At 43.2% G+C, this 25064-nt stretch carries 22 protein-coding genes and 1 tRNA gene; 12 read left to right on the top strand and 11 right to left on the bottom strand.

Annotated elements, in window-relative coordinates; translation table 11 throughout:
* Nucleotides 1-178 precede the first annotated feature (178 nt).
* The 4 genes from VGB26_09650 (at nt 179) to VGB26_09635 (ending at nt 4307) form a co-directional block, all read left to right on the top strand.
* Entirely contained in the window at nt 179-814 is a 636-nt protein-coding gene (locus VGB26_09650) for an IS1595 family transposase (GenBank protein HEX9758051.1), read from the top strand.
* 300 nt (nt 815-1114) lie between these two features.
* Entirely contained in the window at nt 1115-1903 is a 789-nt protein-coding gene (locus VGB26_09645; GenBank protein HEX9758050.1) for a TatD family hydrolase, read from the top strand.
* Nucleotide 1904: 1 nt separating this feature from the next.
* Complete coding sequence (locus VGB26_09640) at nt 1905-4028, top strand: protein kinase (GenBank protein HEX9758049.1); 2124 nt, start codon at nt 1905-1907, stop codon at nt 4026-4028.
* Between the two features lie 18 nt (nt 4029-4046).
* The gene (locus VGB26_09635) at nt 4047-4307 is read left to right on the top strand and encodes an FHA domain-containing protein (protein ID HEX9758048.1); all 261 of its coding nucleotides are present in this window, start codon (nt 4047-4049) and stop codon (nt 4305-4307) included.
* Nucleotides 4308-4324: 17 nt separating this feature from the next.
* On the opposite strand, the gene VGB26_09630 is transcribed toward VGB26_09635, so the two are convergent.
* The 6 genes from VGB26_09630 to VGB26_09605 all read right to left on the bottom strand — a co-directional run bounded on the left by VGB26_09630 (nt 4325) and on the right by VGB26_09605 (nt 12375).
* Complete coding sequence (locus tag VGB26_09630; GenBank protein ID HEX9758047.1) at nt 4325-6154, bottom strand: tetratricopeptide repeat protein; 1830 nt, start codon at nt 6152-6154, stop codon at nt 4325-4327.
* 203 nt (nt 6155-6357) lie between these two features.
* A complete protein-coding gene (gene tatA / locus VGB26_09625) occupies nt 6358-6534 on the bottom strand; it encodes a twin-arginine translocase TatA/TatE family subunit (GenBank protein HEX9758046.1) in 177 nt (58 codons plus the stop codon).
* Nucleotides 6535-6600: 66 nt separating this feature from the next.
* The gene (dnaB, locus tag VGB26_09620) at nt 6601-7950 is read right to left on the bottom strand and encodes a replicative DNA helicase (GenBank protein ID HEX9758045.1); all 1350 of its coding nucleotides are present in this window, start codon (nt 7948-7950) and stop codon (nt 6601-6603) included.
* A 236-nt stretch (nt 7951-8186) separates the two neighbouring features.
* The gene (gene hisZ, locus VGB26_09615) at nt 8187-9488 is read right to left on the bottom strand and encodes an ATP phosphoribosyltransferase regulatory subunit (GenBank protein ID HEX9758044.1); all 1302 of its coding nucleotides are present in this window, start codon (nt 9486-9488) and stop codon (nt 8187-8189) included.
* 138 nt (nt 9489-9626) lie between these two features.
* On the bottom strand, nt 9627-11207 hold the full coding sequence (gene serA / locus VGB26_09610) for a phosphoglycerate dehydrogenase (GenBank protein ID HEX9758043.1): 1581 nt from the start codon (nt 11205-11207) through the stop codon (nt 9627-9629).
* A 25-nt stretch (nt 11208-11232) separates the two neighbouring features.
* Nucleotides 11233-12375 carry an alanine--glyoxylate aminotransferase family protein gene (locus tag VGB26_09605; GenBank protein HEX9758042.1) on the bottom strand — a complete coding sequence of 381 codons (1143 nt, stop codon included), beginning with the start codon at nt 12373-12375 and terminating at the stop codon, nt 11233-11235.
* 383 nt (nt 12376-12758) lie between these two features.
* On the opposite strand from VGB26_09605, the gene VGB26_09600 reads away from it, so the two are divergent.
* The gene (locus VGB26_09600) at nt 12759-13400 is read left to right on the top strand and encodes an HAD family phosphatase (protein ID HEX9758041.1); all 642 of its coding nucleotides are present in this window, start codon (nt 12759-12761) and stop codon (nt 13398-13400) included.
* A 182-nt stretch (nt 13401-13582) separates the two neighbouring features.
* Here the strand turns inward: VGB26_09600 and VGB26_09595 are convergent, their stop codons facing one another.
* Both VGB26_09595 and VGB26_09590 read right to left on the bottom strand, forming a co-directional pair.
* Nucleotides 13583-13993, bottom strand: a complete 411-nt coding sequence (locus tag VGB26_09595) for a transposase (GenBank protein HEX9758040.1) — start codon at nt 13991-13993, stop codon at nt 13583-13585.
* A gap of 390 nt (nt 13994-14383) precedes the next feature.
* Nucleotides 14384-14665 (bottom strand): DUF4372 domain-containing protein, encoded by a 282-nt coding sequence (locus tag VGB26_09590; protein HEX9758039.1) that lies wholly within the window; start codon nt 14663-14665, stop codon nt 14384-14386.
* A 259-nt stretch (nt 14666-14924) separates the two neighbouring features.
* Between VGB26_09590 and VGB26_09585 the strand changes: the two genes are divergently transcribed.
* Nucleotides 14925-16031: an efflux RND transporter periplasmic adaptor subunit gene (locus VGB26_09585; protein ID HEX9758038.1), complete on the top strand. Its 1107-nt coding sequence runs from the start codon at nt 14925-14927 to the stop codon at nt 16029-16031.
* A gap of 7 nt (nt 16032-16038) precedes the next feature.
* Nucleotides 16039-19302, top strand: coding sequence for an efflux RND transporter permease subunit (locus VGB26_09580; protein HEX9758037.1), 3264 nt, complete (start codon nt 16039-16041; stop codon nt 19300-19302).
* A 65-nt stretch (nt 19303-19367) separates the two neighbouring features.
* Here VGB26_09580 and VGB26_09575 read toward each other — a convergent pair whose 3' ends face one another.
* From VGB26_09575 to VGB26_09565, 3 genes are all read right to left on the bottom strand, one after another.
* Complete coding sequence (locus tag VGB26_09575) at nt 19368-19637, bottom strand: Lrp/AsnC ligand binding domain-containing protein (protein ID HEX9758036.1); 270 nt, start codon at nt 19635-19637, stop codon at nt 19368-19370.
* Between the two features lie 51 nt (nt 19638-19688).
* Nucleotides 19689-19850, bottom strand: coding sequence for a hypothetical protein (locus VGB26_09570; GenBank protein ID HEX9758035.1), 162 nt, complete (start codon nt 19848-19850; stop codon nt 19689-19691).
* Nucleotides 19851-20018: 168 nt separating this feature from the next.
* Nucleotides 20019-20471, bottom strand: coding sequence for a helix-hairpin-helix domain-containing protein (locus VGB26_09565; GenBank protein ID HEX9758034.1), 453 nt, complete (start codon nt 20469-20471; stop codon nt 20019-20021).
* Nucleotides 20472-20568: 97 nt separating this feature from the next.
* Here VGB26_09565 and VGB26_09560 point away from each other — a divergent pair, with 97 nt between their 5' ends.
* From VGB26_09560 to VGB26_09540, 5 genes are all read left to right on the top strand, one after another.
* Nucleotides 20569-21372, top strand: a complete 804-nt coding sequence (locus tag VGB26_09560) for a methyltransferase domain-containing protein (GenBank protein ID HEX9758033.1) — start codon at nt 20569-20571, stop codon at nt 21370-21372.
* A gap of 500 nt (nt 21373-21872) precedes the next feature.
* Nucleotides 21873-22061: a hypothetical protein gene (locus VGB26_09555; GenBank protein HEX9758032.1), complete on the top strand. Its 189-nt coding sequence runs from the start codon at nt 21873-21875 to the stop codon at nt 22059-22061.
* Between the two features lie 68 nt (nt 22062-22129).
* Nucleotides 22130-22205: transfer RNA gene (locus VGB26_09550), tRNA-Ala, on the top strand.
* A gap of 330 nt (nt 22206-22535) precedes the next feature.
* The gene (locus tag VGB26_09545; GenBank protein HEX9758031.1) at nt 22536-22697 is read left to right on the top strand and encodes a hypothetical protein; all 162 of its coding nucleotides are present in this window, start codon (nt 22536-22538) and stop codon (nt 22695-22697) included.
* A 263-nt stretch (nt 22698-22960) separates the two neighbouring features.
* Nucleotides 22961-24802 (top strand): TIGR04442 family protein, encoded by a 1842-nt coding sequence (locus VGB26_09540; GenBank protein HEX9758030.1) that lies wholly within the window; start codon nt 22961-22963, stop codon nt 24800-24802.
* Nucleotides 24803-25064 lie beyond the last annotated feature (262 nt).

The following is a 25064-nucleotide window of genomic DNA, read 5'->3' as shown; positions in this document are numbered from 1 at the left end:
AGCGCTTTGTACGAAAGATGCCGGTTCCCCCGGTCGTTCCGGAGGCCGCATGGATCAACAAACCCAAGCCGGCGTCCGCACGTGAGGAGGCGCTACACTAATTTCGGACAACAGGTGTCTCAAAGTCATTGACAGATTCCGATGCCGCAATGAAAGCTGTGGGAAACAAAAATCGCTTATGCGTTTGCGCAAAGAAATTGGAATTGTCATCGGGTTTTATCAGCAACAACCCGCCAACCGTTTGGGCACGGACCTTGGCGTAGACTACCAGGTCACGCGCGTCTACCAGCGCCTGAGCGAAGCGATTTATCACGTGGCCGACCTTAAAGCAGGTAAACCCAAAGGGGAGATTGAAATTGATGATGCCTATTTTGGTGGCAGAAGAAAAGGCAAACGTGGCAGAGGGGCAGCAGGTAAAAGCGTCGTCCTGGGGCTTTTGGAACGTGATGGAAGAGTGTATACCAAAGTGGTTGAACAGGTCATCGCTGATGAGCTCATGGCTCACATTCGAAAATACACCCGAAAGGGATCGGTGTACTACACCGACACTTTTCGAAGTTACAACTCCCTCAGGCGCTGGGGCAAGCACCATCGATTGGATCACAGCAAAGCCTTTGCCTATCGCGGAAAGAATCATATCAATGGTATTGATGGATTTTGGAGTTATACTAAACATATCTTGTATAATTACCGTGGGGTTTCAAAGTTTCATTTTCCCATGTATCTTAAAGAGGTGGAATATCGCTTCAACCATCGAAATGAGAACCTTTTCAAGAAGTTTTTGAACATCTATTTTGGTTACGTTTCACACTAATTACCTAAACTTTTTACCTACTGATTTAACTATAAATGTTACTTCATTTTTAGATAAGGTTAATGCCAATGTTTCCACGATTGGAATTTAAATTTTCCCCCTTTGCTGACATCTAAATCCCATGATATACTTTCAATAACCCGATCCAAAAATATGAAAGAAAACGGTTTTTTGTGAGCTGATTTAAGAAAGTAGAGGGGAAAGATTATGCCTTCAGAAATTGGGTATTTTCAAAACCACTGAAACAATTATTCCCTGCGCATTTTTAAAAACCAAATTAAAAAGCCAAGATCATTTTCTATGTTAATCGACTCTCATTGTCATCTAGATTCCGAAAAATTTGAATTAGATCTGGAGCAGGTCATACAGAGAGCCCAAGAAAAAGGGGTCACCCAATTCGTAACCATCGGGACTGATTTTCATTCCAGTCAACAAGCCGTCTCTCTGGCAAATCGGTTCCCGGGAGTCTATGCCTCGGTGGGAGTTCACCCACACGAGGTAAAAAACTTGGACTCAGAAAACTTTCTGGAAGGTTCCCGGTTATGCGACCATTCAAAGGTAGTGGCCATCGGGGAAACCGGTTTGGATTATTATTACAAGCATTCATCACCTGACCAGCAAATCCGGTGGTTCCGAGAACAAATCCGGTTAGCAAGATCACGAAAACTCCCTCTCGTCATCCACAGTCGGGATGCAAAAGAAGAAACCCTCCTCATTCTAGAGGAAGAAAAAGCGTTTGAGGTTGGGGGTGTCCTCCATTGTTTTACAGGAGATCAGGATATGGCAACCCGGGGAATGGAATTGGGATTTCTTATCTCTTTCTCGGGAATTGTGACCTTTTCCAAAGCAATTGAAGTTCAGCAGGTGGCCCGCAATATTCCTGCCGATAAACTACTGATCGAGACCGATTGTCCTTTTTTAGCTCCAGTTCCCTTTAGGGGAAAACGGAATGAACCGGTTTATGTCCGGTCTGTGGCTGAGAAAATTGCAGATTTAAAGGGAATGACTCTGGAAGAAATTTCAAGGACAACATCAAACAATGCCCGAAAACTATTTGGAATTAAAGAAAATCACTCAGGGCAAACCTAAAATGAAAGCTACCCCTTTTGGGAAATATACCCTTCTGGAAAGAATCGGCACAGGCGGAATGGCGGAGCTGTTTTTGGCGAAACAGGAAGGGATGGAAGGTTTTGAAAAAATTCTTGCAATCAAACGGATTTTACCCCACCTTACCCAGGACAACGAATTTGTCCAGATGTTTATCAATGAAGCAAAGCTCGCCGCTTTGCTCACCCATCAAAATATTGTTCAGATTTATGATCTGGGTAGTGCCGTTCCAATGGGGCTTCCCGAGCCGAGTTATTACATTGCCATGGAATATATCAAAGGAAAAGACCTTAGAAGCATCATCAACGCACTTCGTGCCATAGGCACCCCTTTCCCAATTAATCATGCCCTTTCCCTCATGAACAAGGTCTGCTGTGGTCTTGATTATGCGCACCGAAAAAAAAATTCTCAAGGAAAAGACCTCCACATCGTTCACAGGGATATTAGTCCACAAAACATCCTGGTTTCCTACGATGGAGACGTAAAAGTGGTTGATTTTGGAATTGCTAAGGCCGCATCCCACGGAACGGAAACACGAACAGGACTCCTAAAAGGGAAATTAGCTTACATGTCCCCGGAGCAAGCATGGGGAAAACCCGTTGACCGTCGAACGGATATTTTTGCAATGGGAATCGTCCTGTATGAAATTCTAACCGGAGAACGCCTTTTCAAAGGGGAAAATGAGATCAGCACCTTGGAAAAGGTCAGGGAAGCAAAAGTCCCTTCCGCCTCCTTTTTCAATCCCCAAGTCGATGAAGAATTAAATCAAATTTTATTAAAAGCGTTGGCCAAATATCCGTCCGATCGTTACCAAACAGCATCCGAGATGGCCCTTTCTCTCGAAAACATTATTTCCAAAAAAGGGTATTCCTTCAGCAGCCTGAGCCTATCCAACTATATGCAACATCTCTTTCAACAAAAAGTAGAAGAGGAAACCAAACGTATCCATTGGGCATCACATTCCCATTCATCAGGATTGGAACCCCCCTTCGGAATAGAAACACGGGTCCCTCAAAAGGGCCCACTCCCACTGCTCCCTAAGGAACCGATGGGAGCGGCTTTACCCACCCTCGGACCAATTAATTTTCCTTCCCTTGGAGGACATAAACCCCACTCTTCCTCTTCTTTTGGTCAGCCTTTAGAACCCTTTGAAAATAAAGACCCGGGTTTACCTCATTACAAACCCCAACATAAACCTTCTCAAAAAACCAAAACTTCTGGTTCCGCACCATCTTTAAGGGCCACTAAAAACAACGGGTCCCACCCCGTTTTAAAAACTTTTCTTTTTTCTTTTATTTTCCTTCTACTCTCTGTTTACATTTCCTCCCTTTATAATCCCAATTTCATGAAAAAGGCTTCAAATCATTTTCCATTGATTGAAAAAACCCAGAAAATACTCCAGCGCCTTAAGGTTTCTTTTTTGGGTGGGGGAAATAAAACCGTTCCCACCCTTCCACCCGATAAAAATTTTCCGTTGGATCGTTTAAAAACGGTTTCTCTTTCTTCAACCTCATCTCCCCATATGCCCCAGGTTTCACCCCCACCAAGCGCCTTATCCGCTCCAATTCCCCATAACAAGGAGGATTTTCTTTCCCAAAACCGACCTCAAGAAAAGGACCAGGGCCAGGAAAGCCCTAATCACTTTCCCCCAACCTTCTCTAAGACAAACCCGGATGGGAAAAACCTTTTATCCCCTAAACAGATTCAAAGGCCAGGACAACACTTACGGACTCTCTCCCAACACAAGGTTCAAGAACTTTTCGAAGAGGTCAAACTGGCTTACAATCAAGGGGATTTAGATACCATGGAAAGAAAACTCCGTCGAATCATTGAAATCACCCCCAATTCTTCAAACGCTTACCATTTATTGGGTACCGTATATTTAAACCGTAACGACAAAGATTCCGCCCTACGTATCTTTTCGGAGGCCTCCAGTACATTTCCCAATGATCCCCTTTTACATTACGATCTGGGGTTCCTCTATTATGAAAAAAACCTCCTCTCTCTGGCCGGCGATGAATTCTCTAAGGCCGTCTCACTCGCGCCCAACGCTCCACGGGCCGAACGGGCCAGGAAAATCCTTCAAGAAATGGGAGGCCCTCCATAAAAAAACACTTTGTGAAAATTGTCAGAGGAAATTCAAATTACTAAGGAAAAGGTAACGATGGGAAGAAAAAATTGTGATATTTTTCCTAATGATCCTGAGGTGTCCAGACAACATTGTACAATTGAATGCTTTCATGAAACCCCAATTGTAAAAGATCTGGCGAATGACAATGACACCATGCTGAACAACCAAATTAATAAAGAAGATTTTTTAAAGGATCAAGATGGATTAAAGGTGGGAAATACGGTACTTCTATTTTTCCGAAGGCCCATGGTGTAGAAGGTTTTCCGATGGTTTTAATGAAGACGCATCAATTGTTGGGTTTCTCCCTCCTTTTTTCCATTTTTCTGTTTCAAGGCTCTTTCTAATCTCTCCTCCTGTCGAGGATCACCAAAACCCGCCCCTTGGTACTTATCCATCAACTTTTCATTAGAGGGATCAATTTCCAGGGACTTGAGCCATTCATCCTTTGCTTTTTCCCCTTTGCGAATTCCCAAATAAATGTCACCCAAATGTTCTCGTAGAACCGGATCGTCCGGAACCAAATCAACCGCTCTCTTAAGTTCCTTCAGTGCCTCTTTCAGATTTCCCTGCTTATAATATGCCCATCCCAGACTATCAATGTAATACCCATCATCCGGACGAACCTCAAGAGCTCTTTTAATTAAATCCACCGCTTCATCTAAACGAATTCCCCGATCGGCAAAACTATACCCCAAGTAATTTAAAGCCATGGAATGTTTCGGGTTTAATTCAATGGCCTTTTCCATTGATGCAATAACATTTTCAAAACGGTTTAATTTATCATAAGTGGTTCCCAATTGAAAATAAAAGTCCGGGTTTTTGGGATCTTTTTCAATTCCTATTCCAAAGGATTCCGCCGCCTCCTCGAAGCGTTCCAATTGAGAAAAGGCATGTCCCCGGATTAAATAAATGTCGGGACGATCCGGATCAATTTTTGAAGCTTCCGCTAATATTTCTATTGCCTGATCCCCTTTTTTCATTCGGGTGTAAAGATTTCCCAGATATATATAACCATCCGAATTTTTTTTGTTATTTTCAATCATTTCCTTGTATTGGGCTTCCGCTTTATCCAAAACCCCCATCCGTTCGTATAGAAAGGCCAATGACTCCAGCACCCTCACTTCATTGGGACGTAAACGTTTTACCAAGAGCAACCTTTCCTGAGCCTCAGGATATTTTTCCATTTCAGCGTATAATAGCCCCAATTTAAAATGGCCATCCAAATCACTTGGAAAAAAACGCAAAAGGGTTAGTAATTGCCGCTCAGCATCTTCATAGGCCCTTTTCTTCCAAAGAAAATCGATTAACCTTCCCCTAATATTCCGATTCATCGGGTTTATTTTATCCAAAAATTTTCCATAGAGCTCTATTACTTTTTGGTTTTTTCCCTGAAGCTCATAAATGGCCCCCATTCCCAAATAAGCCGGCTCAAATCCTTCCTGGAGAATAATGGCTTTTTTAAAAAATCCAAGGGCTTTATCATAATCTTTATTCTCTCCTGCAATGCGCCCCAAATAGAAATACCCTAAAGGAAACTTTGGATCAATGGAGATTCCCCTCTGTATGACCTCCTCAGCCTCTTCAAACCGGTCCAAAGAAGTGTACAAAGCCCCTAACCTGAGATAATTATCTAACTCATTAGGCTGTAAACCAATGACCTTTTCATACAAATAAATTGCTTCATCGATCTGGTGGGTTTTTGCCTCTAATTCAGCCAAAAGGGTTAAAGTGGGAAGATGGTCTTTTTCCATTGCCAGAAGGGCATTGGCAAATTCTTTGGCTTCGGAAACCTTTCCTAATTCAAAAGCAATTTCACTCAACCGTGTTAAAAGGGTTACGGAACTCTCATCAAAAGACAGGGCATTTCGATAGGATTCAAAAGCCAATTGTTTCTCATTATTTATCTCAGCCATGTATCCATTTATAAAATAGTAATAGGCCATTGGATTAGAAGTTTTGTAAGTCTGTGGTTCTTGGGGTGGAACCACATTCCCCGCGGAAATGGGCGGGGGGGCCTGATCAGGTTTGGAAATTAATAGAGGAGATGAACACGATGAAAGAAATAGGGCTAATAAAAAAACGGAAAAAAAAGGCGCTTTCACTTAAAAACCCCCGAGATAAGATCCAACCCAAAAGAATTGGAAAAAACAAATACTTATAAACATATTAAACAACAAATAAGCAGGAGTCAAGGAATGCAGTTAATAATGATGGGAACCTTGGAAGGATAAAATTTCTATGTTTGAAGGGGAAAAAAGTGTGAAAAATCAAAAAAAATGATATTTATTTTCTCAGGGGTTCTGGCTCAATCCCTTGGGTCTTTTTTAGTTTCATCCACCTCCTCGTTTTCCGTAACCCCTTTCTTAAAGCCCTTAATAGCCTTTCCCAATCCCTGTCCGATCTCTGGAAGTTTCCCAACCCCAAAGATGATTAGAATAATAACAAGAATAACAATCAGTTCGGGAATCCCAATTCCAAACATACCTTCTCTCCAATGGCTTGGATATTTTTTTAATTATATTTTTAAGCTTTCAAAGGGTCAAATTCCTCAGAGAATATCCCGATCCGAAAAATCCTCAAAACGGGTATAGCGGTCTCGGAAGGTCAGCATCACACTTCCAACTGGACCATTCCTTTGTTTGCTGATCATAATTTCAGCCAACCCTTTATTTGCCTCAGAGGAATCATACACCTCTTTTCGATAAATAAAAATCACAACATCCGCATCTTGTTCAATGGCTCCAGATTCTCGTAAATCAGCCAATATGGGCTTCCTTTCCCCTCCCCGGGTTTCTACTGCACGGCTTAACTGGGATAGGGCAATCACAGGAACCCGAAGCTCTTTGGCCAAAGCCTTAAGTGAACGGGAAATATCCGAAATCTCCTGCTCCCGTTTATCGGAATTTCCCCTCCCCCGCATCAGCTGAAGGTAATCCACAATGATCATGGAAAGACCATGCTCCGCTTTTAACCGCCGGGCCTTGGCCCGCATTTCAAGAATGGAAATGGCCGGGGAATCATCGATAAAAATAGGGGCTTCCGTTAGAGTCCCTGCAGCGGCGGTCAATAAAGGCCAATCGTTCTTTCCTAAATAACCTGACCGAAGTTTATGGGAATCAACGCGGGATTCTGAGCAAAGCATCCTCAAAACCAATTGTTCCTTAGCCATCTCTAAACTAAAAATAGCAACTGTGTGACGATGAATAATTGCGGTATTTTGGGCAATCCCCAATGAAAAGGCGGTTTTACCCATAGAGGGCCTTCCCGCAATCACAATGAGATCACCGGGTTGAAATCCTGAGGTTATATCATCCAAATCTTTAAAACCCGTTGGAATTCCCGTAATTCGCTCTTTTTTGTCATAAAGCCGTTCAATGGTTTCAAAGCTTTCCTTTACGATATCCTTGACAGGGAAAAAAGAAGGCTTCACTTTTTTCTCCGAGATGCCAAAAATACGACTTTCCGCAAAATCTAATAATTCATCTACCTGGCCGGTGGTCTCATACCCAGAAGTAACAATTTCAGTTGCCACATTAATCAGATTTCGAAGAAGGGCACGTTCATGAACAATTTTCGAATAATATTTGACATTGGCTGCCGTGGGAACTGAATTCACCAGGGAAGTTAAAAAAGCAGCCCCCCCGACTTCTTCCAATTCATTTTTTCCTCTCAAGAAATCCGTTAATGTTATTATATCGATCGGTTCATTTTGCTCATCCAGATCAACAATAGCCGAAAAAATTTTACGGTGAGATTCTTTATAGAAATCATCCCCGGTCATGATTTCTAAAACCTTATTTAAGGCTTCATTATGAAGGAGAATCGACCCCAAAACAGATTCCTCCGCTTCAAGGTTTTGAGGGGGAACTTTTCGAACTGAAATATCCATTGTGCTCACCTTAGCGCCGCCCTTCTTTTTATAGGGACTTGGTTTGCTCCTTCCCCCTACAAGATCCGAGGAAGCCTCTCCTTTTTCCACACCTTGCTCACTTTATAAATCCCCATCGGGTAGTACAAAAAAAACCTTTTTTGGGGGGGTTAAAATTTTTTCACCAAATCCGAGGTAGTTGTATCGGATGGTGGACCAAAAAGGAAATGGGCTTGCCCGTAGGACATCATTCCTGAAAATGCCTTTTATTTCCAAAAGGTCTTCCCTTTTAAAATACCGATTTCTTTTAAGGAACCTTTTCTTTTTTTACCCGATTCTGTATTCACAATAACCAGTTTGGGTTCCTTCTCTCCTTCCACCAACAAGATTCCTGGAATTCCCATGGACTGGGCATAAGAGCGAAGAACGGAATGGGATTCCCCATCGCAAACACGGTGGATCACCCTGTAACCCTGGTTTCTCAATTTCCGGGCAGCAAGGATGATTTGATTTATGTGTTTCCTTGGCCCTGCAAACAAAAGATCCGCGGTGGAAAAGGGAAGATGGCGTCCCTGACACTCCAAAGCAAGTTCCAACCGCTCCAGGTCGAAAGCAAACCCAGTCGAGGGATAAGCAGAACCAAACTTGGCAATGAGATTGTCATACCTCCCCCCTCTCCCAATCTCATAACCAACTCCTTCAGCAAAAACTTCATAAAAAACGCCAGTATAGTATTCCAGCCCCCTAATTTCTCCTAAATCTATCATTACACGATCTTCCACCCCATGGTATTTTAACAGGGAAAAAACATCTCCCAGATTTTTCAACGCTTTTCGGGATGTTGGGTTGGAAATCAAACCAGCGGCTTCTTTCAAAACTTTTTCACCACCAATTAGACCCACTAATTCCAGAAATTTTTTTTGCTCCTTTTTAGACATTTTGGAACTTTTAAGAATCCCTTTGACGACTCCCACGTCTTTTTTAATTAACGCTTCCTGAAGTTGTTTCTTTCCATCCTTACTTAGACCGGTTTTCTCAATAAAATTTCTTGAAATTTCAATCTGACCCAAAATCACTTTAAAATCGGATAACCCCAGGCGGGTGAGAGATTGAACTGCAATCCCGATCATTTCCGCATCCGCTTCAGGTCCCGAAAGGCCAATGAGTTCACCCCCAACTTGAAAAACCTCCCGCTCTCTTCCCTCATGTTCTCCCTCATGTCGAAATACGTTTTCCCGGTAGCAAAGCCGAAGGGGTTTGGGGTGTTCCGAAAAAAGCATGGCGACCATCCGTGCCACTTGTGGCGTCACATCGGGCCGGAGGATCATGACCCGGCCATTGGCCCGGTCCACAATTTTATACCCCTTCTCAAGCACCCCTTCCTCGATCCCCACGGAGACCACATCCAGGTATTCAAAAATTGGGGTAATAATTTCTTGATAACCCCATCGAAAAAAAATGGTCAATATTTCACGCTCGATCACCCTTTTAAGGTAGGCAGCCTCAGGAAGAAATGTGGCCACACCCTGGGGAATCATGGCTTTTTCCATTTGCTGAGATGAATTCATCTTTTCCACAAAAAAAGTTGGAGGACGACTTTGTTGAGGTTTAAGGGGAGGAAGTAAGAAACCCCAAAACTTGGGGACATCAATTCCTTGATGTTAACCTGGAAAACACCAGTCTTTTAATTAGAGAATTAGGGCAAATCATAATTGAATCTGTTTCACTGAAAGAATGTGAGGAAGTTTTTTAATTTTATCCAGAAGATCTCGGCTTGCAGGAGAATCAATCCCCACAACCGAAATGGCCTTTCCCCCCGACCGTTCTCTTCCTAATTGCATACTCGCAACATTGACCTGGTTATCGCCCAAAAGTGTTCCCAAACTTCCAATCACACCAGGTTTATCATCATTGCTCAACATAAGCATATGACCCCCGGGAGCAACCTCCAATTCAAACCCATTAATACTAACGATCCGTGGTTCTTTCTTACTGGAGAGGGTCCCTGCCAAAGAGGCAACCTGTCCCCCCGATTTCACCTTTAAAACAATAAGACTCGAAAAATTTCCGGAATCGGTTGTCTTAATTTCTTTTACCTCAATTCCCCGTTCCTTGGCCACCACCGGGGCATTAACCTCATTAATCGGTTCCTCCAAAATAGGGTTTAAAATCCCTTTCAGGACGGCGACACTCATAGGGCCCAGGGCCAGATTAGCCACCTCTCCTTTGTATTCAATGGTGATCCTTTCCAAACCCCCTTCGTAAATTTGCGCCAAAAACGATCCCATTTTTTCGGATAAGGTTAAAAAAGGCTGAATCACGGGAAGAATTTCTGCTGAAACCGAAGGAATATTAACCGCATTTCGAATTAAACCCTTTTGAAGGTAATCCACCACCTGTTCTGCCACCGCTAGCGCAACATTCTCTTGAGCCTCCGTGGTGGAGGCCCCCAGATGAGGCGTGAAAATAATATTATCCAATCCCAACAAGGGATGCTTCGGATCCACGGGTTCCTTTTCAAAAACATCCAAGGCGGCACCGGCTACCTTTTTATTAAGCAACGCATCATAGAGGTCTTGCTCATTCACAATTCCCCCACGGGAACAGTTGATGATTCGAACACCCTCTTTCATCTGAGCAATGGTTTTGGCGGAAATTAAATTTTTAGTATCAGGTGTCATCGGAACATGAACGGTAATAAAATCTGATCTCCGGTACAGATCAGGTAGATCAACCAATTCGACTCCTAATTTTCCCGCATTTTCCTGGGAGAGGTAAGGATCATTTCCGATCACATGCATCATTAACCCTTGAGCTAGCTTTGCCACATAGGAACCTATTTGTCCTAAACCGATAATACCGATGGTTTTGTTGTATACTTCTACCCCCGAAAACTTATTTTTCTCCCATTTACCTTCTTTAATGGAAGCGGTTGCCTGGGGGACTTTACGGGCCATGGCCAATAAAAGGGTAATGGTATGCTCAGCGGTGGTTACATTGTTACCCCCGGGTGTATTCATGACCACCACACCTCTTTTAGTGGCCGCATTTAAATCCACATTATCGAGGCCCGAACCCGCTCGCCCAATCACCTTCAATCGCTTAGCCGCTTGGATGACTTTCTCAGTTACCTTGGTACCACTGCGAATAATTAGCCCTTCATAATTCTCCACTTCTTTAATTAATTCTTCCGGGGTCATTCCGGTTTTGACCTGGACGTCAAGGCCCCCCGATTTTAAAATCTCGATTCCTTTTCCAGATATTTTATCACTTACCAATACTTTCAATGTTTATTCCCCATTTAATCGTGTTTTATTTTTTAAGAAGTAATTCTTGAGCGACCCCGACTCCAGTGCCTAACTTCAAGGGATGGCCCATTCCTTTTAAAACCATTTCAGTTGCCGCCACTGCCGTGATGACATCAAAGGTATCCGCATAACCCATGTGAGAAATCCGAAAGATCTCCCCTTTTAGATGGTCCTGTCCCCCCGCGGAGGTAATGCCATACTGGTCTCTCAGGTTTTTGTAAATAGTTTGGCCGTCATATCCTGTAGGGGCCATAACGGCGGTTAATGCATTGCTGGGGGATTCTTTTGGCAGAAGTTCCAAACCCAAGGATTTCATGGCTTCCCGGGTGGCATGGGCAAGGCGCTGGTGACGGTCAAAAACCCCCTGCAGCCCTTCAGGTTTTATCATTCGAAAAGCCTCTTGCAAACCCAAAATCAAGGATATAGCAGGTGTATAAGCAGTGGTGTTCTTTTTCAAATTATCCCGTTCCCGTTTAAGGTCAAAATAAAACCGGGGGGATTTCGCATTCTCAAGTTTCTGCCAGGCTTTTTCACTGGCGCTGACAAAAGCCAGTCCCGGAGGAAGCATCAATGCTTTTTGGGACCCGGAAATTACCACATCGAGGCCCCACGCATCGGTTTTCAGGTCAAAGACCCCTAAAGCAGAAACCGCATCAACCACTAAGATAGTATCAGGATACCCTTTGACCATTTCCCCCAATTTTCTCACATCATGGGCAACCCCAGTGGAACTCTCACTGGCCTGAACAAAAACCGCCTTGATCGAAGGGTCTTTTTTTAACAGCTCAGAAACTTGGTTGGGGTCAACCGCCCGCCCCCATTCAACTTTAATTTCTTGCGGTTGAATCCCATAGGCTTTGCAAAGCTTGGTCCAGCGCTCACCAAACTTTCCCCCATTAATAGTAATGGCTTTTTCACCGGGGGAGAGAAAATTAGACACAGCAGCCTCCATTCCCCCGGTTCCGCTGGAAGCAATAATCATCACATCCTGTGTGGTTTGAAAAATCCATTTCAGGTCTTCCCGGACGGAGGCCACCACCGGTTCAAAATCAGCTGATCGGTGGTGAATCATGGGACGTGACATCGCCATTAATACTTCGGAAGGTACCGCAGTGGGACCTGGGGCTAAAAGATACCTTTTCTGCATAAACTCTCCTTTTGATTTTCCCTTTTTTATAAACCCTATTTTATTAAACCAAAGAGGGTGCTAAATTATCATGCCCTTATTTTTCTGTCAAGGAAGAAATTCGCAAAAATACTGAAAAAAATCAAAGAAATGAATGAATTAAGGTCAACACGCCTTTCTCTGATTAGGGACTTCGGGAAAACCGGTAGGTCTCTCCTTTAATTCAATAATTAGGGTTGGAGCGGGAAGAACCTTCCATCATTTAATGATTAACCCAGAAGGGGATCCGAAATCATCCCATTTCTCATTTCCGGTTGACCCTTTCATCCAATTCTTATAAAAAGAAGAAAGAACACTAGAATTCACAAAAACCAAACAGATCGTCGAAGAACTCTAGGGGGCCCTTGAAACCCGTTTCTGTAATCATATTTGACCTCGGAAAGGTAATTGTTGACCTTTCTCATTTCGAAATTGCGGCGGCCCTTGCCGAAAAATCAAAACATCCCCGGTTTCAAACCCCGGAGCTATTATTATCGGAGGTTTTTGATAACAATGAACCTCTCACAAAAGCTTTTGATGAGGGGAAATACTCCCCTCAAGAATTTTTTGAAATAGCCAAAAGCACCTTTGAATTAGATATTTCTTTTGATGACTTTAATATGAGGTGGAATACCAGTTTTAAAGAAAACGTAAAAGTAACCCAGTTGATCGAATATCTAAGACCTCGTTATCGCCTTTTTCTTTTATCCAACACAAACCCACTCCACTACAACTTTCTTAAAAAATCCATTCCGGTACTTAAAAAAATGGACCAGACCATCTTGTCTTATAAGGTAGGGCATCTAAAACCATCTCCAGAGATCTATCAGTTTGCCCTTCAAAAAGCGGGGGTTTCTTCTGAGCAGGTTCTCTTCATTGATGATTCCCCCCTCAATGTTCAAGGAGCCAAAAATTTGGGAATCCATGGGGTTTTATTTAAAAACGCGGAAGATCTTAAAAAAAAACTGATCCAACACAATATAAAAATTCATTGCTGTCCAAAATAATCTAAAAGTTGCAAATTGAGTGTTGAGAAATCAAGGAGTTATACCCCATAAACGGCCTTCCCCACATTTAGGTTGTTACGATCCCGTTATGCTGTCCAAGAGCGGGAAACGGAAAGTGATATTGGACAGGCTGCGCTCCCAAGGGTAAGACGTCAAATGGATTATCGATCCATTCCCATAAGTCACGATAAGTAAACAGGTTCCAGCGGAGAAAGGGACCAGATTCGATAGCGACCATCCAAGCTTTGATTGGAACGCAGATACTTGATCAGCAGCATGGCTAGCAGTGCTGTCCAAATCTGGATATACAGAGCGTTCTGGCTGGTCCCGACAAATGTCTTCACCTTCAGATTTTGTTTGAGCGCCTTGAAGAACAGTTCGATCGGCCAGCGCTCTTTATAGATCGCCGAGATCGTGCTCGCCTCGAACTTCATGTGGTTGGTCAGAAGCACGATCTCCCGCTCATTTTCCTGATCCCATACCACAACCTTTCGGAAGGTTTGAGGACAGTGTTTTTGAGCCTGGTAACCAGTAAAAACGATGAGTTGATCAGAGAGGATATTGCGGTTTTGAGGGATGCCTCGATGCTCCATCACCGTATAGTCGGCATTGTCTTTTAGGCGTGTGACAAAGAAGATGCCGCTGCGGGTCTACATGCAGAACAGTTTGTAATCGTTGTATCCACGATCCATGGTCACAATAGAGCCTGGGGCCAGAGGCACTTGACGAGCTAGGGTGACGTCGTGCTGTTTCCCATTGGACAGATAGACCTAGGTGGGCAGATATCCGTCATGATCCAAAAGCAGGTGCAGTTTGATAGCACCCTTTGTACGCCGGAACTCAGCCCAGGGAAACAGGGATAAGCAAAGGGAGATCGTGCTGCTATCCAGGGAGAGCAATTTGTTTTTGAATCGAAACTTGCGCTTGGCGGGTACGGCGTGTTTGCACGTATCCAGAGTTTCATAGAACAGATCACGAAACAGCTACCAGGGCCTATGGGTATTGGCATAAGAGAGAGTGGATTTATTGGGAGCGTTGTTCATCCCCAGATGCCGAAGCTTGCCCAGACAGCAAGCCAATCCACCACAAATCTCTCTGAGGCTTTTGGCTTGGGCTAATTGGCAAAAAAGCATGGCGACAAAATGATCCCAGCAATGAAATCCCTTCGCATAAGATTCTGCTTTGTGTTTGATAACCAGACGGTAGAATTCATTGCGCTTAAACAGGGCAATCAGTTGACCAAAAAGACTCGCATGACGTACCATAGGACGTCCTCCTTTTGTGAGTTTCCGTTAGTTTTTAGATCTCATCCAAACTCTAAAACTAATGGTGCCCCATCAGGAGGACTTTTTCAATGACTTCCTAAAACCGTTTTTGGACAAGAGTGATTTATTTTATATTTTCATAAAGTACCCTTAATGGGAGAAACTGTCAAAGGGAATGGAGGCCAACGAATCGGCTTATTTCACTTTTCTGTAAACTCAATGGTTGCTTTGAAGAAAAGTATTCTTTATCATTGAGAAAATGAGGTTCTTTACAATTGATATTCGAATCAAAAGAGATATTTTACTCACCTCCTTCTTTCTTTTCTTTTTTCTATTGTTCGAATCCCCTCCTCTTTTTGCCCAAGGAAAATTTCCTCCAACCCCTGTCAAAGTGGCAGAGGTCACTCAACAAACACTCGTTCAACCGTTAACTTTGGTTGGAACCGTAGAACCACGAACCCAAAGTGTTGTGGCCAGCGAGGTAGAGGGTTTGGTTGAATCTTTCCCAATCGAAGAAGGAACCTCGGTTCGCAAGGGAGATCTTTTTGCATCTTTGCGCACCGACACCCTTGAAATTCAACTCCGGGTGGTTGAGGCCCAAAGAAATGAGGCCCAGGCCAGGTATCAACGAGCCGATTCTGATTTGGAACGGTCCAAACGTTTATTTTTTGAAAAAGTCCTTTCTGAGAAAGTCCTTCAAGATGGTGAAGCGGAGGCAGAAGCTTGGGCCCAAAAAATTAGTCAGCACCAAGCTGAGATGGATCAGCTCAAAGACCAAATAAAAAAATCTAAAATTATTGCCCCCTATGATGGTGAAATTACTCAAACCCACACCCAAATCGGGGAATGGCTTTCAAAGGGAGGGGCCGTTGCAGAAATCATTGATCTTTCCCATGTACGAATCATTGTGGGCCTCCCAGAAAAATATATTCGAAACATTCGGGTGGGAGAAAACGTCCAGGTATCATTGGATGCCCTTCCGGACCGTCCATTTTCAGGGAAAATATTTTCCATAATTTCAAAGGCGGATCTAGAATCCAGGACCTTCCCGATCAAAATTGAGCTTGAAAATAAAAAAGGAGAATTAAAAAGCGGATTATTAGCCCGGGTTTCCCTTCCCGTTGGTCCCCCCGTTCAAACCCTCACGGTTCCAAAAGATGCTCTGGTTATTAAAGGGGGTCAAACCCTCGTCTTTATTGCAAACAAAACGGAGAAAGGATGGACCGTTTCACCCGTAAACATTAAAACGGGTCTAATGGTTAACAACTGGGTTGAAGTTCAAGGCCCTTTAAATATAGGTCAAAAGGTGGTCATCCGGGGAAACGAACGGCTTCGCCCCGGCCAAGAAGTAAACGTGATGGAGTAACCCATTCATGCGTCGAATGAAGCTTGTTGAATTTGCCATTCAATACCCGGTGAGTGTCACCGTTGGCGTTCTCATGGTGGTTCTCTTTGGGATCGTCTCTCTTTTTAAGCTTCCTATCCAATTAACCCCTAACGTTGAAAAGCCGGAAATAACGGTTGAAACCCGCTGGCCCGGAGGAAGCCCTCAGGAAGTCGAGCGTGAAATTGTAGAGGAACAGGAAAAACAGCTGAAAAACGTGGATGGCCTGGAAAAAATGACCAGTGAAAGTACCGATGGTCAAGGCTCTATTACTCTGGAATTCCCTGCTGGAACCAATATCGACTCCTCCCTCCTCAAGGTATCCAACCGACTGAATCAGGTACAGGAGTATCCCACCGATGCGGATGAACCCATTATCTATAATGTTAATCCCCGTACCAACGCCATGGGTTGGTTCATATTTCGTCCCTTGGATAACAACCCCATTAATATTTATACCCAGCGTGACTTTGCCGAAGATTATATCAAACCCAGATTTGAGCGGGTCCCAGGGGTGGCCACCAGCAATGTTTTTGGAGGACAGGACCGGGAGCTTCAAATCCTTGTGGATCCAATCAAATTAGCTGCCCGGGAAATCACCCTGTTGGAAATGGGACAAGCCCTCGATAGGGAAAACCGGAATATTAGCGCAGGTAAATTTGATGAAGGAAAACGCAGGTATTTGGTGAGAACCGTCGGGGAATATACCAGCCCGAAAGATATCGAAAACATCATTATTACATCACGAAATGGGAACCCCGTTTATGTTCGGGATGTGGCCGAAATTGAACTGGGCTATCGAGATGCGGACTTTGTTGTTCGACAGCGGGGAAATCCGGCCATTGCCATCAATGCCCAGAGGGCCACTGGAGCCAATGTGTTGGACACCATGGCCGGTCTGAAAAAGGCAGTTAAAGAATTAAACGAAGGTATTCTTAGAGAAAGGGGTTTTCAAATTTATCAGGTTTATGATGAAACCGATTATGTTAAAAGTTCCCTTACCCTGGTCCAGAAAAATCTGGTTATTGGCGGTTTGCTTGCGGTTTTCATTCTTCTGATATTTTTACGGAACTGGAGCAGTACCCTGGTGATTGCGGTTGCGATTCCCATTAGTGTGATTGGGACCTTTATATTTTTACAACTGTTGGGCCGTAACCTCAATGTGGTCAGCCTTGCAGGAATGACGTTTGCCGCAGGGATGGTTGTGGATAATGCCGTTGTGGTTCTGGAAAATATTTTCCGCCATCGGGAAATGGGAAAATCAGGAACACAAGCAGCCTACGATGGAACTGTAGAGGTATGGGGTGCGGTTTTGGCCAGCACCCTGACGACCATGGCGGTGTTTATCCCCATTTTTTTTATCGAAGAGCAGGCGGGACAGCTCTTTCGGGATATTGCCCTGGCCATCGCGGCAGGAGTGGGATTAAGTTTAATCGTAGCCATTACCGTAATCCCCAGCCTTTCCTCTAGAATTTTGAAAGCCAATAAACCTTCCCTTCCGGATAAAACACAGGAAACGGATTCAACCCTCTCTGAAGGAAAAAAAAATTTAAACCCTTTCCACACGGCAGAGGGTTTTCGGGATTGGCTCGCTAACACAACCTTTTTTATTTCTGGAAGCGTTTTCCACCGGCTGTCCATAGTGATTTTTTTTACCGTTCTTTCCTTTGTGGGAGCATGGCTTTTAATCCCAAAAGCGGAATACCTTCCAGAAGGAAACCGAAACCTGATTTTTGGCATTTTGTTTCCTCCTCCGGGCTACAATCTGGTTGAACTGACACACATGGGAGAAGTTATTGAAAATAACCTCAGGCCCTATTGGGAAGCCGAACCTGGCTCAGCAGAAGCAAAAAATTTGGGAGCCCCCAGTATAACCAACTTCTTTTATGTGGCCCGGGGACGGATGGTTTTTATGGGTGCCATTGCGGACGATCCTCTCCGTGTAAAAGAACTGATTCCAGTATTGCAAAAAGCCATTTCTCCCCTTCCAGGGACCTTCGGCATTATCACCCAACCCAGCCTTTTTAGCCGGGGAATTGCTGGAGGGCGATCCATTGATGTGGAAATTACCGGGCCGAAATTGGAGGAGCTGGTAGGGCTTGGTCAACAACTGTTTGGGCAAATTAGCCCCCTCATTCCGGGATCCCAAATTCGTCCAATCCCCAGTCTTGATTTGGGAAACCCCGAAATTCAGGTCAAACCCGATCGGGAGAGGACCGCCGAATTGCAGCTGTCTAATCAAGAATTAGGTTTTATGGTCAACGCCCTGGTGGATGGGGCAAAGGTCAGCAATTATAAATTTGAGGGAGAAGAAATTGATCTAACGCTTAGGGGAAAGGATATTTATGCCAATCGAATCCAGGACCTGGAACAATTACCAATTTATACCCCGGGAGGAAAACTGGTCACCCTGGGATCGGTGGCGGACATCCGTTTAATCACCGGGCCGGAGCAGGTTAATCATATCGAACGGGTCCGGGCTATTACCCTTCAGGTAATTCCCCCGGAGCAAATTCCCCTCGAAAAAGCTATGGAAATGATTCAAAAAGAAATTGTAGCGCCAATGTTTGAAAGCGGGCAAATCGGAGGTTTAAACCGTGTGAGGTTGGCAGGGACGGTTGATGACCTTACCAAAACCTTTCATGCGTTTAAATGGAATTTTTTGCTGGCGCTGCTGATTACCTATTTACTCATGGCTTCTCTTTTTGAAAGTTTCCTTTACCCTTTTGTCATAATGTTTTCTGTTCCTCTTTCCATCGTCGGCGGATTTCTTGGTTTACACGCGGTCAATATCTTCACCTATCAACCCATGGATGTGTTGACCATGTTGGGTTTTGTGATTCTAATCGGAATTGTCGTAAATAATGCCATCCTTCTGGTGCACCAATCCCTTAATAATATCCGTGACCACCAACTTCCCTTAAGAGAAGCGGTCCGTGAATCGGTTCGAAGTCGTGTTCGGCCAATTTTTATGAGCGTCCTCACCACGCTGTTTGGCCTCTCCCCATTGGTCATTTTCTCTGGTTCCGGCTCAGAGCTTTATCGGGGAATTGGGAGCGTGGTTTTAGGAGGGCTTTTGGTTTCAACGATTTTTACACTTTTTGTGGTCCCCGCTCTTTTTAGTCTTTTATTGGAAGGAAAGGAGAAACTTTTAAATCCGGTCACAATCATTGGGGGAGAACCCAAGGAAGATATGGAAGTTTCTTCCGGAAGGCTTTCTACCTTTTGGAAAAGACTCAATGGGGTAAAATAAGGGGAAAATCCAACCTGAGAAACCCAATAAACCGGTCGATAAAAATTAAGACCAGGTGTTTAAAACTAAGCTCCTGAAGGACCCGTTGTTGGTGGGGAACTTAAATTGAGGACAATACTGGTTATGGTTTTGGTAACACCGTCCACCCCTCGGATTTTTGATATAACCGTATCGCTCAGCTCTTCAACTGACCCTGCTTCGATATAGGCGATAATATCATGGGAACCTGTAACCGCGTAAACCGATTTTACCCCCTCAATCCGTGTCATGGTTTTAAAAGCACTTTTGGTATGATTACCGGTAACATCTACCAAAATAAATGCAGATACGGACACACCTTACCCTCCTTTTTGCATGGATAAAAAATTTGAATGGAATAATGACATCTAAGAATGGCCAAAATTATATCTAAGGTTCCTTCTTCGCTCGGAACTTCTTCTCTCTCCCTCTCTTTGCTCTCGTTTTCGCCTTTCTATTTTTCCATCATTGACATTTCCCATAATCCGACGGTCTAGGCCATCCCGACGGTCTCCCCTTCTTCGATCCACCTAGGCCTCTCCTCATTGATAATACTTCTAAACCATAGCAAATATCATTTAGATTAGTCAATCATTCAGCACAGTCTCTACCAACCAATGCCCGATTAAAAACCGTCCATCTGGGTCCGAATATTCTCTCAATTTCCGGGGCCATTCCCCTTTTTACTTGTTACGTTTTTAAACCTGTTTTTCCAGTTCACTTAAAATTTTTTGCTCTTTTTCCTTGGTTATCCCGGGCAAAGTCCGTAAGAGGTGGGACCGGGCCAACTTTTCCAAATCATTCAGTGTTTGGATTTTTAATTTGAAAAATAAAAATCGCGCCGTCTCCTTGGGAAGCCCGGGAACATTGAATAAAGCCGATAGCCCATCAGGAACCCCTTCGGAGGTATTCTTATCCAGGTTTAACGTCCCTGTAGCAAGGATTTCTTCAATTTTATTTGCCAAATCTTTTCCAATCCCATTTAAATTCTGCAATCCTTTCTCCTGGGCAATCTCCTCAATATTTTTTTTGGTATTGGAAATGGTATGGGCAGCCTTTCGGTAAGCCCTCACTCTGTAAGGGTTATCCTTCTGACATTCCAAAATTTCCGCTACTCTCAAAAGTATCTCCGCAACCTCTTGATTTGTCATCTTTTACACCCGGGGTAAAAAGAGATTCTTGACTTTAACCTGCCACTCTTTTACCTTTCCTGTTTGTTATTCCAACCCTCTTTACTGGTCCTTATCAATGAAAGCACCTTACCTCCATGGGTACAGCCTCGCCGAACGAAAACGACTGATTGATCAGGCAAATTATCTGAAGGAGACGCTTTATCGACAAATTCGTTTCCCGAAAAAAGGAAAGGTTTTAGAGGTCGGTTGTGCTGTTGGTGCCCAGTTGGGAATTCTGGATCAACGCTTTCCAGGAATCCATCTTTTGGGAGTCGATCTTTCATTACAACAACTGTCTGAAGCAAAAACCTACCTAAAAACCCAAGGGATAAATCGCCCAAATCTGGTACAAGGAGACGCCCGAAAACTTCCATTCTCAAAATCTTCTTTGGATGCCATTTTCACCTGTTGGTTTTTCGAACATGTTTCACACCCCATCATAATCCTCAAAGAATGTCGAAGGGTCCTTAAACCCAAAAAACGTATTTATATGACCGAAGTGGAAAACAACTCGGTATGCATCTGGCCGGAAAGCAAACCTTTTAAACGATTTTGGAATGCCTTTAATAAAACACAATTATCCTTCAAGGGCGACCCCTTTGTAGGAAAAAAACTTTACCCGTTATTAAAAGAAAGCGGTTTTTCCAAAATTAAGGTATATCCCATCACCTTCCATTACAACCAAGGGTCCCCCCAAGGGTTTACCCGCTTCGTGGCATTTTTTTTCCGGATCGGTCAAAGCGCCGTAAAACAAATCGTTCAAAATGGGGGAATAACTGAAAACGATGCCCGCCGTGGCCTCCGGGAATTCTGTCAGATTGCTAAACATCCCAATGGGGTCATTTCCTTCACATGCTACAGGGGAATCGGTACCCGTTAGTTTTTTTTCCTTTTTTGAAGAATCTGGGAAAATTTTTCAATAGGATTGCGGGCAGTGTCAGAAACTGGACCGTCCGTCAAGAACCCAAATTAACGGAAATTCGGGCCATGGCCTCAATATCGCTCGCTTCGATGATATTGACAAAAACATGGGGGCCACGGACCGCATAGTGTCCCGTATACCTTTCCCCCCATGGACTCGATCTCTTTATTTACCTCCTGGAACCCGTTTTCGCTAAACCCAAACCACTCCAGGCTACTCCCACAATTTTAAAAAGTCAAAATCTGTTTTCAGAAAGAAGAATATCCATTGAAAACATAATTATTTTTAATCAATTCAATAGCTTAAAAAATTAATTTAAAAAGGAGAACCTCAAATACACTCAAGAAAAATCAAATTTAAAAAAGCAAAAATTTCTCTTGTCCACACTTAGCGGTTTGGATATAATACCCCCTTTCCAATAAAGGGTTCTATTTCCAAACTGATAAGGAGATTAAATCATGGCAGACGCTTTAGTGGTGACCTCGAAGATTAAAAAGTTTGTTCGGGAAAAATCCGGTTTTAATACCTCAGCCGAACTCATTGATGGGTTAAGCCAAAAAGTTGAAAAAATTTGTCTGGAAGCCATCGAACGGGCTCGAGCCGATGGCCGGAAGACCGTCAAAGGAAGAGATTTGGATCTTGGCTAAAGCCCTTTCTTGACAGGCCCAAACCAGAGTGTTACCATTCCCTTTAAAATAAATGTAAAAACGTGTGTGGGGCTGTAGCTCAGCTGGGAGAGCACGAGGCTGGCAGTCTCGGGGTCAGGGGTTCGATCCCCCTCAGCTCCACCAGAATTTTTATCCCGCCTAAAACTAACCCACTCTTTCTTTTTCTAAAAAAAGTTTTCCCATGGAAGTGGAGCGAACAAAGGTTTTAGGCAAGTGGCTCCCCCCATTCTTCGGGGTTAGCAGTCCTGGATTTTTCAGGACGCCCCAGGGGATTTTTTTTTGCAAGACCATTTTTCGGAATGCCCCCTCCTCCGTTTTCATTAGAATAAGGAAAAACCTGTTTTTTTGTAATCAGCAGGCCCGCTTTTTTACCGGAGTAAGTTTTAAACTTTTTTAAATACTGTTTTTTCTCCCCCTTGACTCCTTCAAAAAAAAAAGAAATAGTATGCGCCCATGACACCATACGATTCCCCTAATAGTGGCGGCTCCGGAAAAACCGTTCATCCTTGTGAGCACTGTGGAACGGATGATGAACCCACCCATCCGGTTCAAACAGGAGGCGGTTTTCTAGTTCTATGTGCCACATGCCGTTCAGAAGTAATCGGGGGAAGTTAATACAGAAATATTACTTTTTCAAATGGGGTTTAGAAATCCACCTATTCAGGATACTACCCTTAATGTTTATAGCCTAAATTTACAGGAAAAACTCCTTCCCTTGCACCCTCCCCCTTTTTTTTAAAAGCCTTTTCCAGACTGAAATCTGGATCCCATTTTTTAATTATTCACCTCTGTCCCCTAAAACTGCCATCTTTAAAATTTCTGCTATAATTAGAAAGATTTATATCCTATTTCAACCACCACTTGAATAAAGACACAATATGATCCAGGATATTCGTTTACATGGTCTGGTGACCGATACCATAGAATATTTTGCTACCGTTGCTGGTGAGAAGGTCAGTCAACGTTTTTTTTATGAAACCGCTTCACCCCACCAGGATACGATCATCCGTTTTTTTTCACCGGGAAATGAATTTATCATCGGAAAAGAAGCCATTCATTATAAAGGAAATGGCGGGAGTTTCTGTGAATATATGTTCGGGATCAACCAGCCCATTAAGGACATGATCAAGAAGGAAGTAGTAAACCGACTTGTCATGAACGGTGCCATTTATGAGCCCAATATGGGCCTAATTCACTTCACAGACCAGACCACTGGTTCTCAAACATATGATGAAATATTTCTCCATGGCAACGCCCTTGCCAATTATTTCTTTTTTATTAACGACCCCACTCCCATCGACACCAAAAAGCAGCAGGAAAATTTCCTAAAAACAATGGGTAAAAGGCTCAAGCATTCCCTCGCAGTTGCGTGGGAAGATGACCTGAATATCCTTCATGAAATTTTTAAAACCTTAAATAAACCGAACATCACGGTTTTTTTATTTAAAATTATTCATACTGCCAATAAAAGCTTTTTCAATGCTTATAAACAATTTTATGAAGAAACCAACGGGATTAATCCTAAAGACAATGTAACCCTGGATGATTTAGGAAACCAATTTCAAATTTCAACTTATCAACAGGAACGGATCAAAATCGATGTGATTTACAAACACTCCCATAACAAACGGCTCATCGATTCCTATAAAGAGAACCTGGTAGAACTTTCCAAAAACCCCCAGATGACTTCCAGTGACATTGCAAGGCTGAACCGCCTAAGGTCCCTTGGAATCCGGCAGAATATTCCCATAGAGGTTTTTCTCACCATTGATGAGCTTTTCTTAAAAGGAAAAAATCTTGCCCAAATTGATGAACCTCAATACCTTTCCACCGCCCGGGAGATTCTCGAAGGTCTTTTCCTGAATACCCACGATGAAAACATAACCATTACAAAAGAGGACATTTCCCTTTTATTGAGGGCTAAATTAGAAGCATTAGAGAAACGAGATTTTGGATTTGAAGGGTTATTACTGGAAATCGGAAAAACCTGTGATGACCATTCTAGGGAAACCAATGATTCCCAGTTTCTGGAAAAACTCGGACACATCATTACCTTTTTTGATCGTTGCGATGCCACCTACAATACCCTCAACCAAATCGTGTTTATGGAAAACATTGATGTAAATGAAAAAATGCTGAGAACCGTTTATAATAATAAAAAAATTTTTCAGGACCTCTCACCCCAACTCTTTAAGGAAATTTTCATCAATAAAATTTTAAAGGACCGTTACCTCACAGATTTTGGCCGCCGGAAAATTTATTGCCTTTTTCATGGGTTAAAAGAGATAGAAAACAACAACAAGTCTCTGATGGATGTAATGAAAGAGGTAATAACCATCAATCAAGAAATGAAGATTTATAACCTTATTCGCCAATTAATCAAAAAACAACCCCAGGATATTTTTGACCCATTAAAGGATCGGAACGCAAGAGATCTTTTGCGGGCTAAATTAACCAGAGAGTTAATTAAAAAAGACGCCATCCATAAAGATATTCCCGAACACCTTTTCCAGAAAGTCATTCGGGATATTCTTCAAGAAAAAAACTATTTGGAGGAAATTCTTCCTCATATAATCGAGAAACCCGAAAATCACCTCAGAGAGAATTTTCTTCAGGAAAGCGGGTTGGATCGATATTACATTGAAGAAGTTGAAAAGGACCATTTTGAATTTCACCACCTATCCGAAGAACTCCTTGAGCAAATCCAAAAGAATAATTAAATGTAAAACCTTCTAAATTAAAAAAGTGGTTTGGTAATAGGCTTCCCCTTTTCTAAAACCATTTTATGAAGGGGCCTAATCCTTTTTTCCTGTTTTTCTGCCCAAAAACTCTTTGGTCCACCTAGGAGTCTGTCGGACTTTCCCGATAAAAATATGATATAGTCGATTATCTTTTGAACACACATTCGCGAGGTAGAACAGAATGAGCGCAAAGTTTATCGATTATGATCAATCAACACTCTATTTATTGCCGCCGTCGCTT

It is taken from the genome of Nitrospiria bacterium (genome assembly GCA_036397255.1).
GTDB lineage: Bacteria > Nitrospirota > Nitrospiria > DASWJH01 > DASWJH01 > DASWJH01.
The sequence above is the reverse complement of the archived record's forward strand: the minus strand, read 5'-3'. Positions and strand labels throughout refer to the sequence as shown.

Coding starts and splice junctions, on each gene's coding strand:
- VGB26_09650 (HEX9758051.1), top strand. CDS start 179: ATGCGTTTGCGCAAAGAAATTGGAATTGTCATCGGGTTTTATCAGCAA.
- VGB26_09645 (HEX9758050.1), top strand. CDS start 1,115: ATGTTAATCGACTCTCATTGTCATCTAGATTCCGAAAAATTTGAATTA.
- VGB26_09640 (HEX9758049.1), top strand. CDS start 1,905: ATGAAAGCTACCCCTTTTGGGAAATATACCCTTCTGGAAAGAATCGGC.
- tatA (HEX9758046.1), bottom strand. CDS start 6,534: ATGTTTGGAATTGGGATTCCCGAACTGATTGTTATTCTTGTTATTATT.
- hisZ (HEX9758044.1), bottom strand. CDS start 9,488: ATGAATTCATCTCAGCAAATGGAAAAAGCCATGATTCCCCAGGGTGTG.
- VGB26_09605 (HEX9758042.1), bottom strand. CDS start 12,375: ATGCAGAAAAGGTATCTTTTAGCCCCAGGTCCCACTGCGGTACCTTCC.
- VGB26_09595 (HEX9758040.1), bottom strand. CDS start 13,993: ATGGAGCATCGAGGCATCCCTCAAAACCGCAATATCCTCTCTGATCAA.
- VGB26_09590 (HEX9758039.1), bottom strand. CDS start 14,665: ATGGTACGTCATGCGAGTCTTTTTGGTCAACTGATTGCCCTGTTTAAG.
- VGB26_09585 (HEX9758038.1), top strand. CDS start 14,925: ATGAGGTTCTTTACAATTGATATTCGAATCAAAAGAGATATTTTACTC.
- VGB26_09580 (HEX9758037.1), top strand. CDS start 16,039: ATGCGTCGAATGAAGCTTGTTGAATTTGCCATTCAATACCCGGTGAGT.
- VGB26_09565 (HEX9758034.1), bottom strand. CDS start 20,471: ATGACAAATCAAGAGGTTGCGGAGATACTTTTGAGAGTAGCGGAAATT.
- VGB26_09560 (HEX9758033.1), top strand. CDS start 20,569: ATGAAAGCACCTTACCTCCATGGGTACAGCCTCGCCGAACGAAAACGA.
- VGB26_09555 (HEX9758032.1), top strand. CDS start 21,873: ATGGCAGACGCTTTAGTGGTGACCTCGAAGATTAAAAAGTTTGTTCGG.
- VGB26_09545 (HEX9758031.1), top strand. CDS start 22,536: ATGACACCATACGATTCCCCTAATAGTGGCGGCTCCGGAAAAACCGTT.
- VGB26_09540 (HEX9758030.1), top strand. CDS start 22,961: ATGATCCAGGATATTCGTTTACATGGTCTGGTGACCGATACCATAGAA.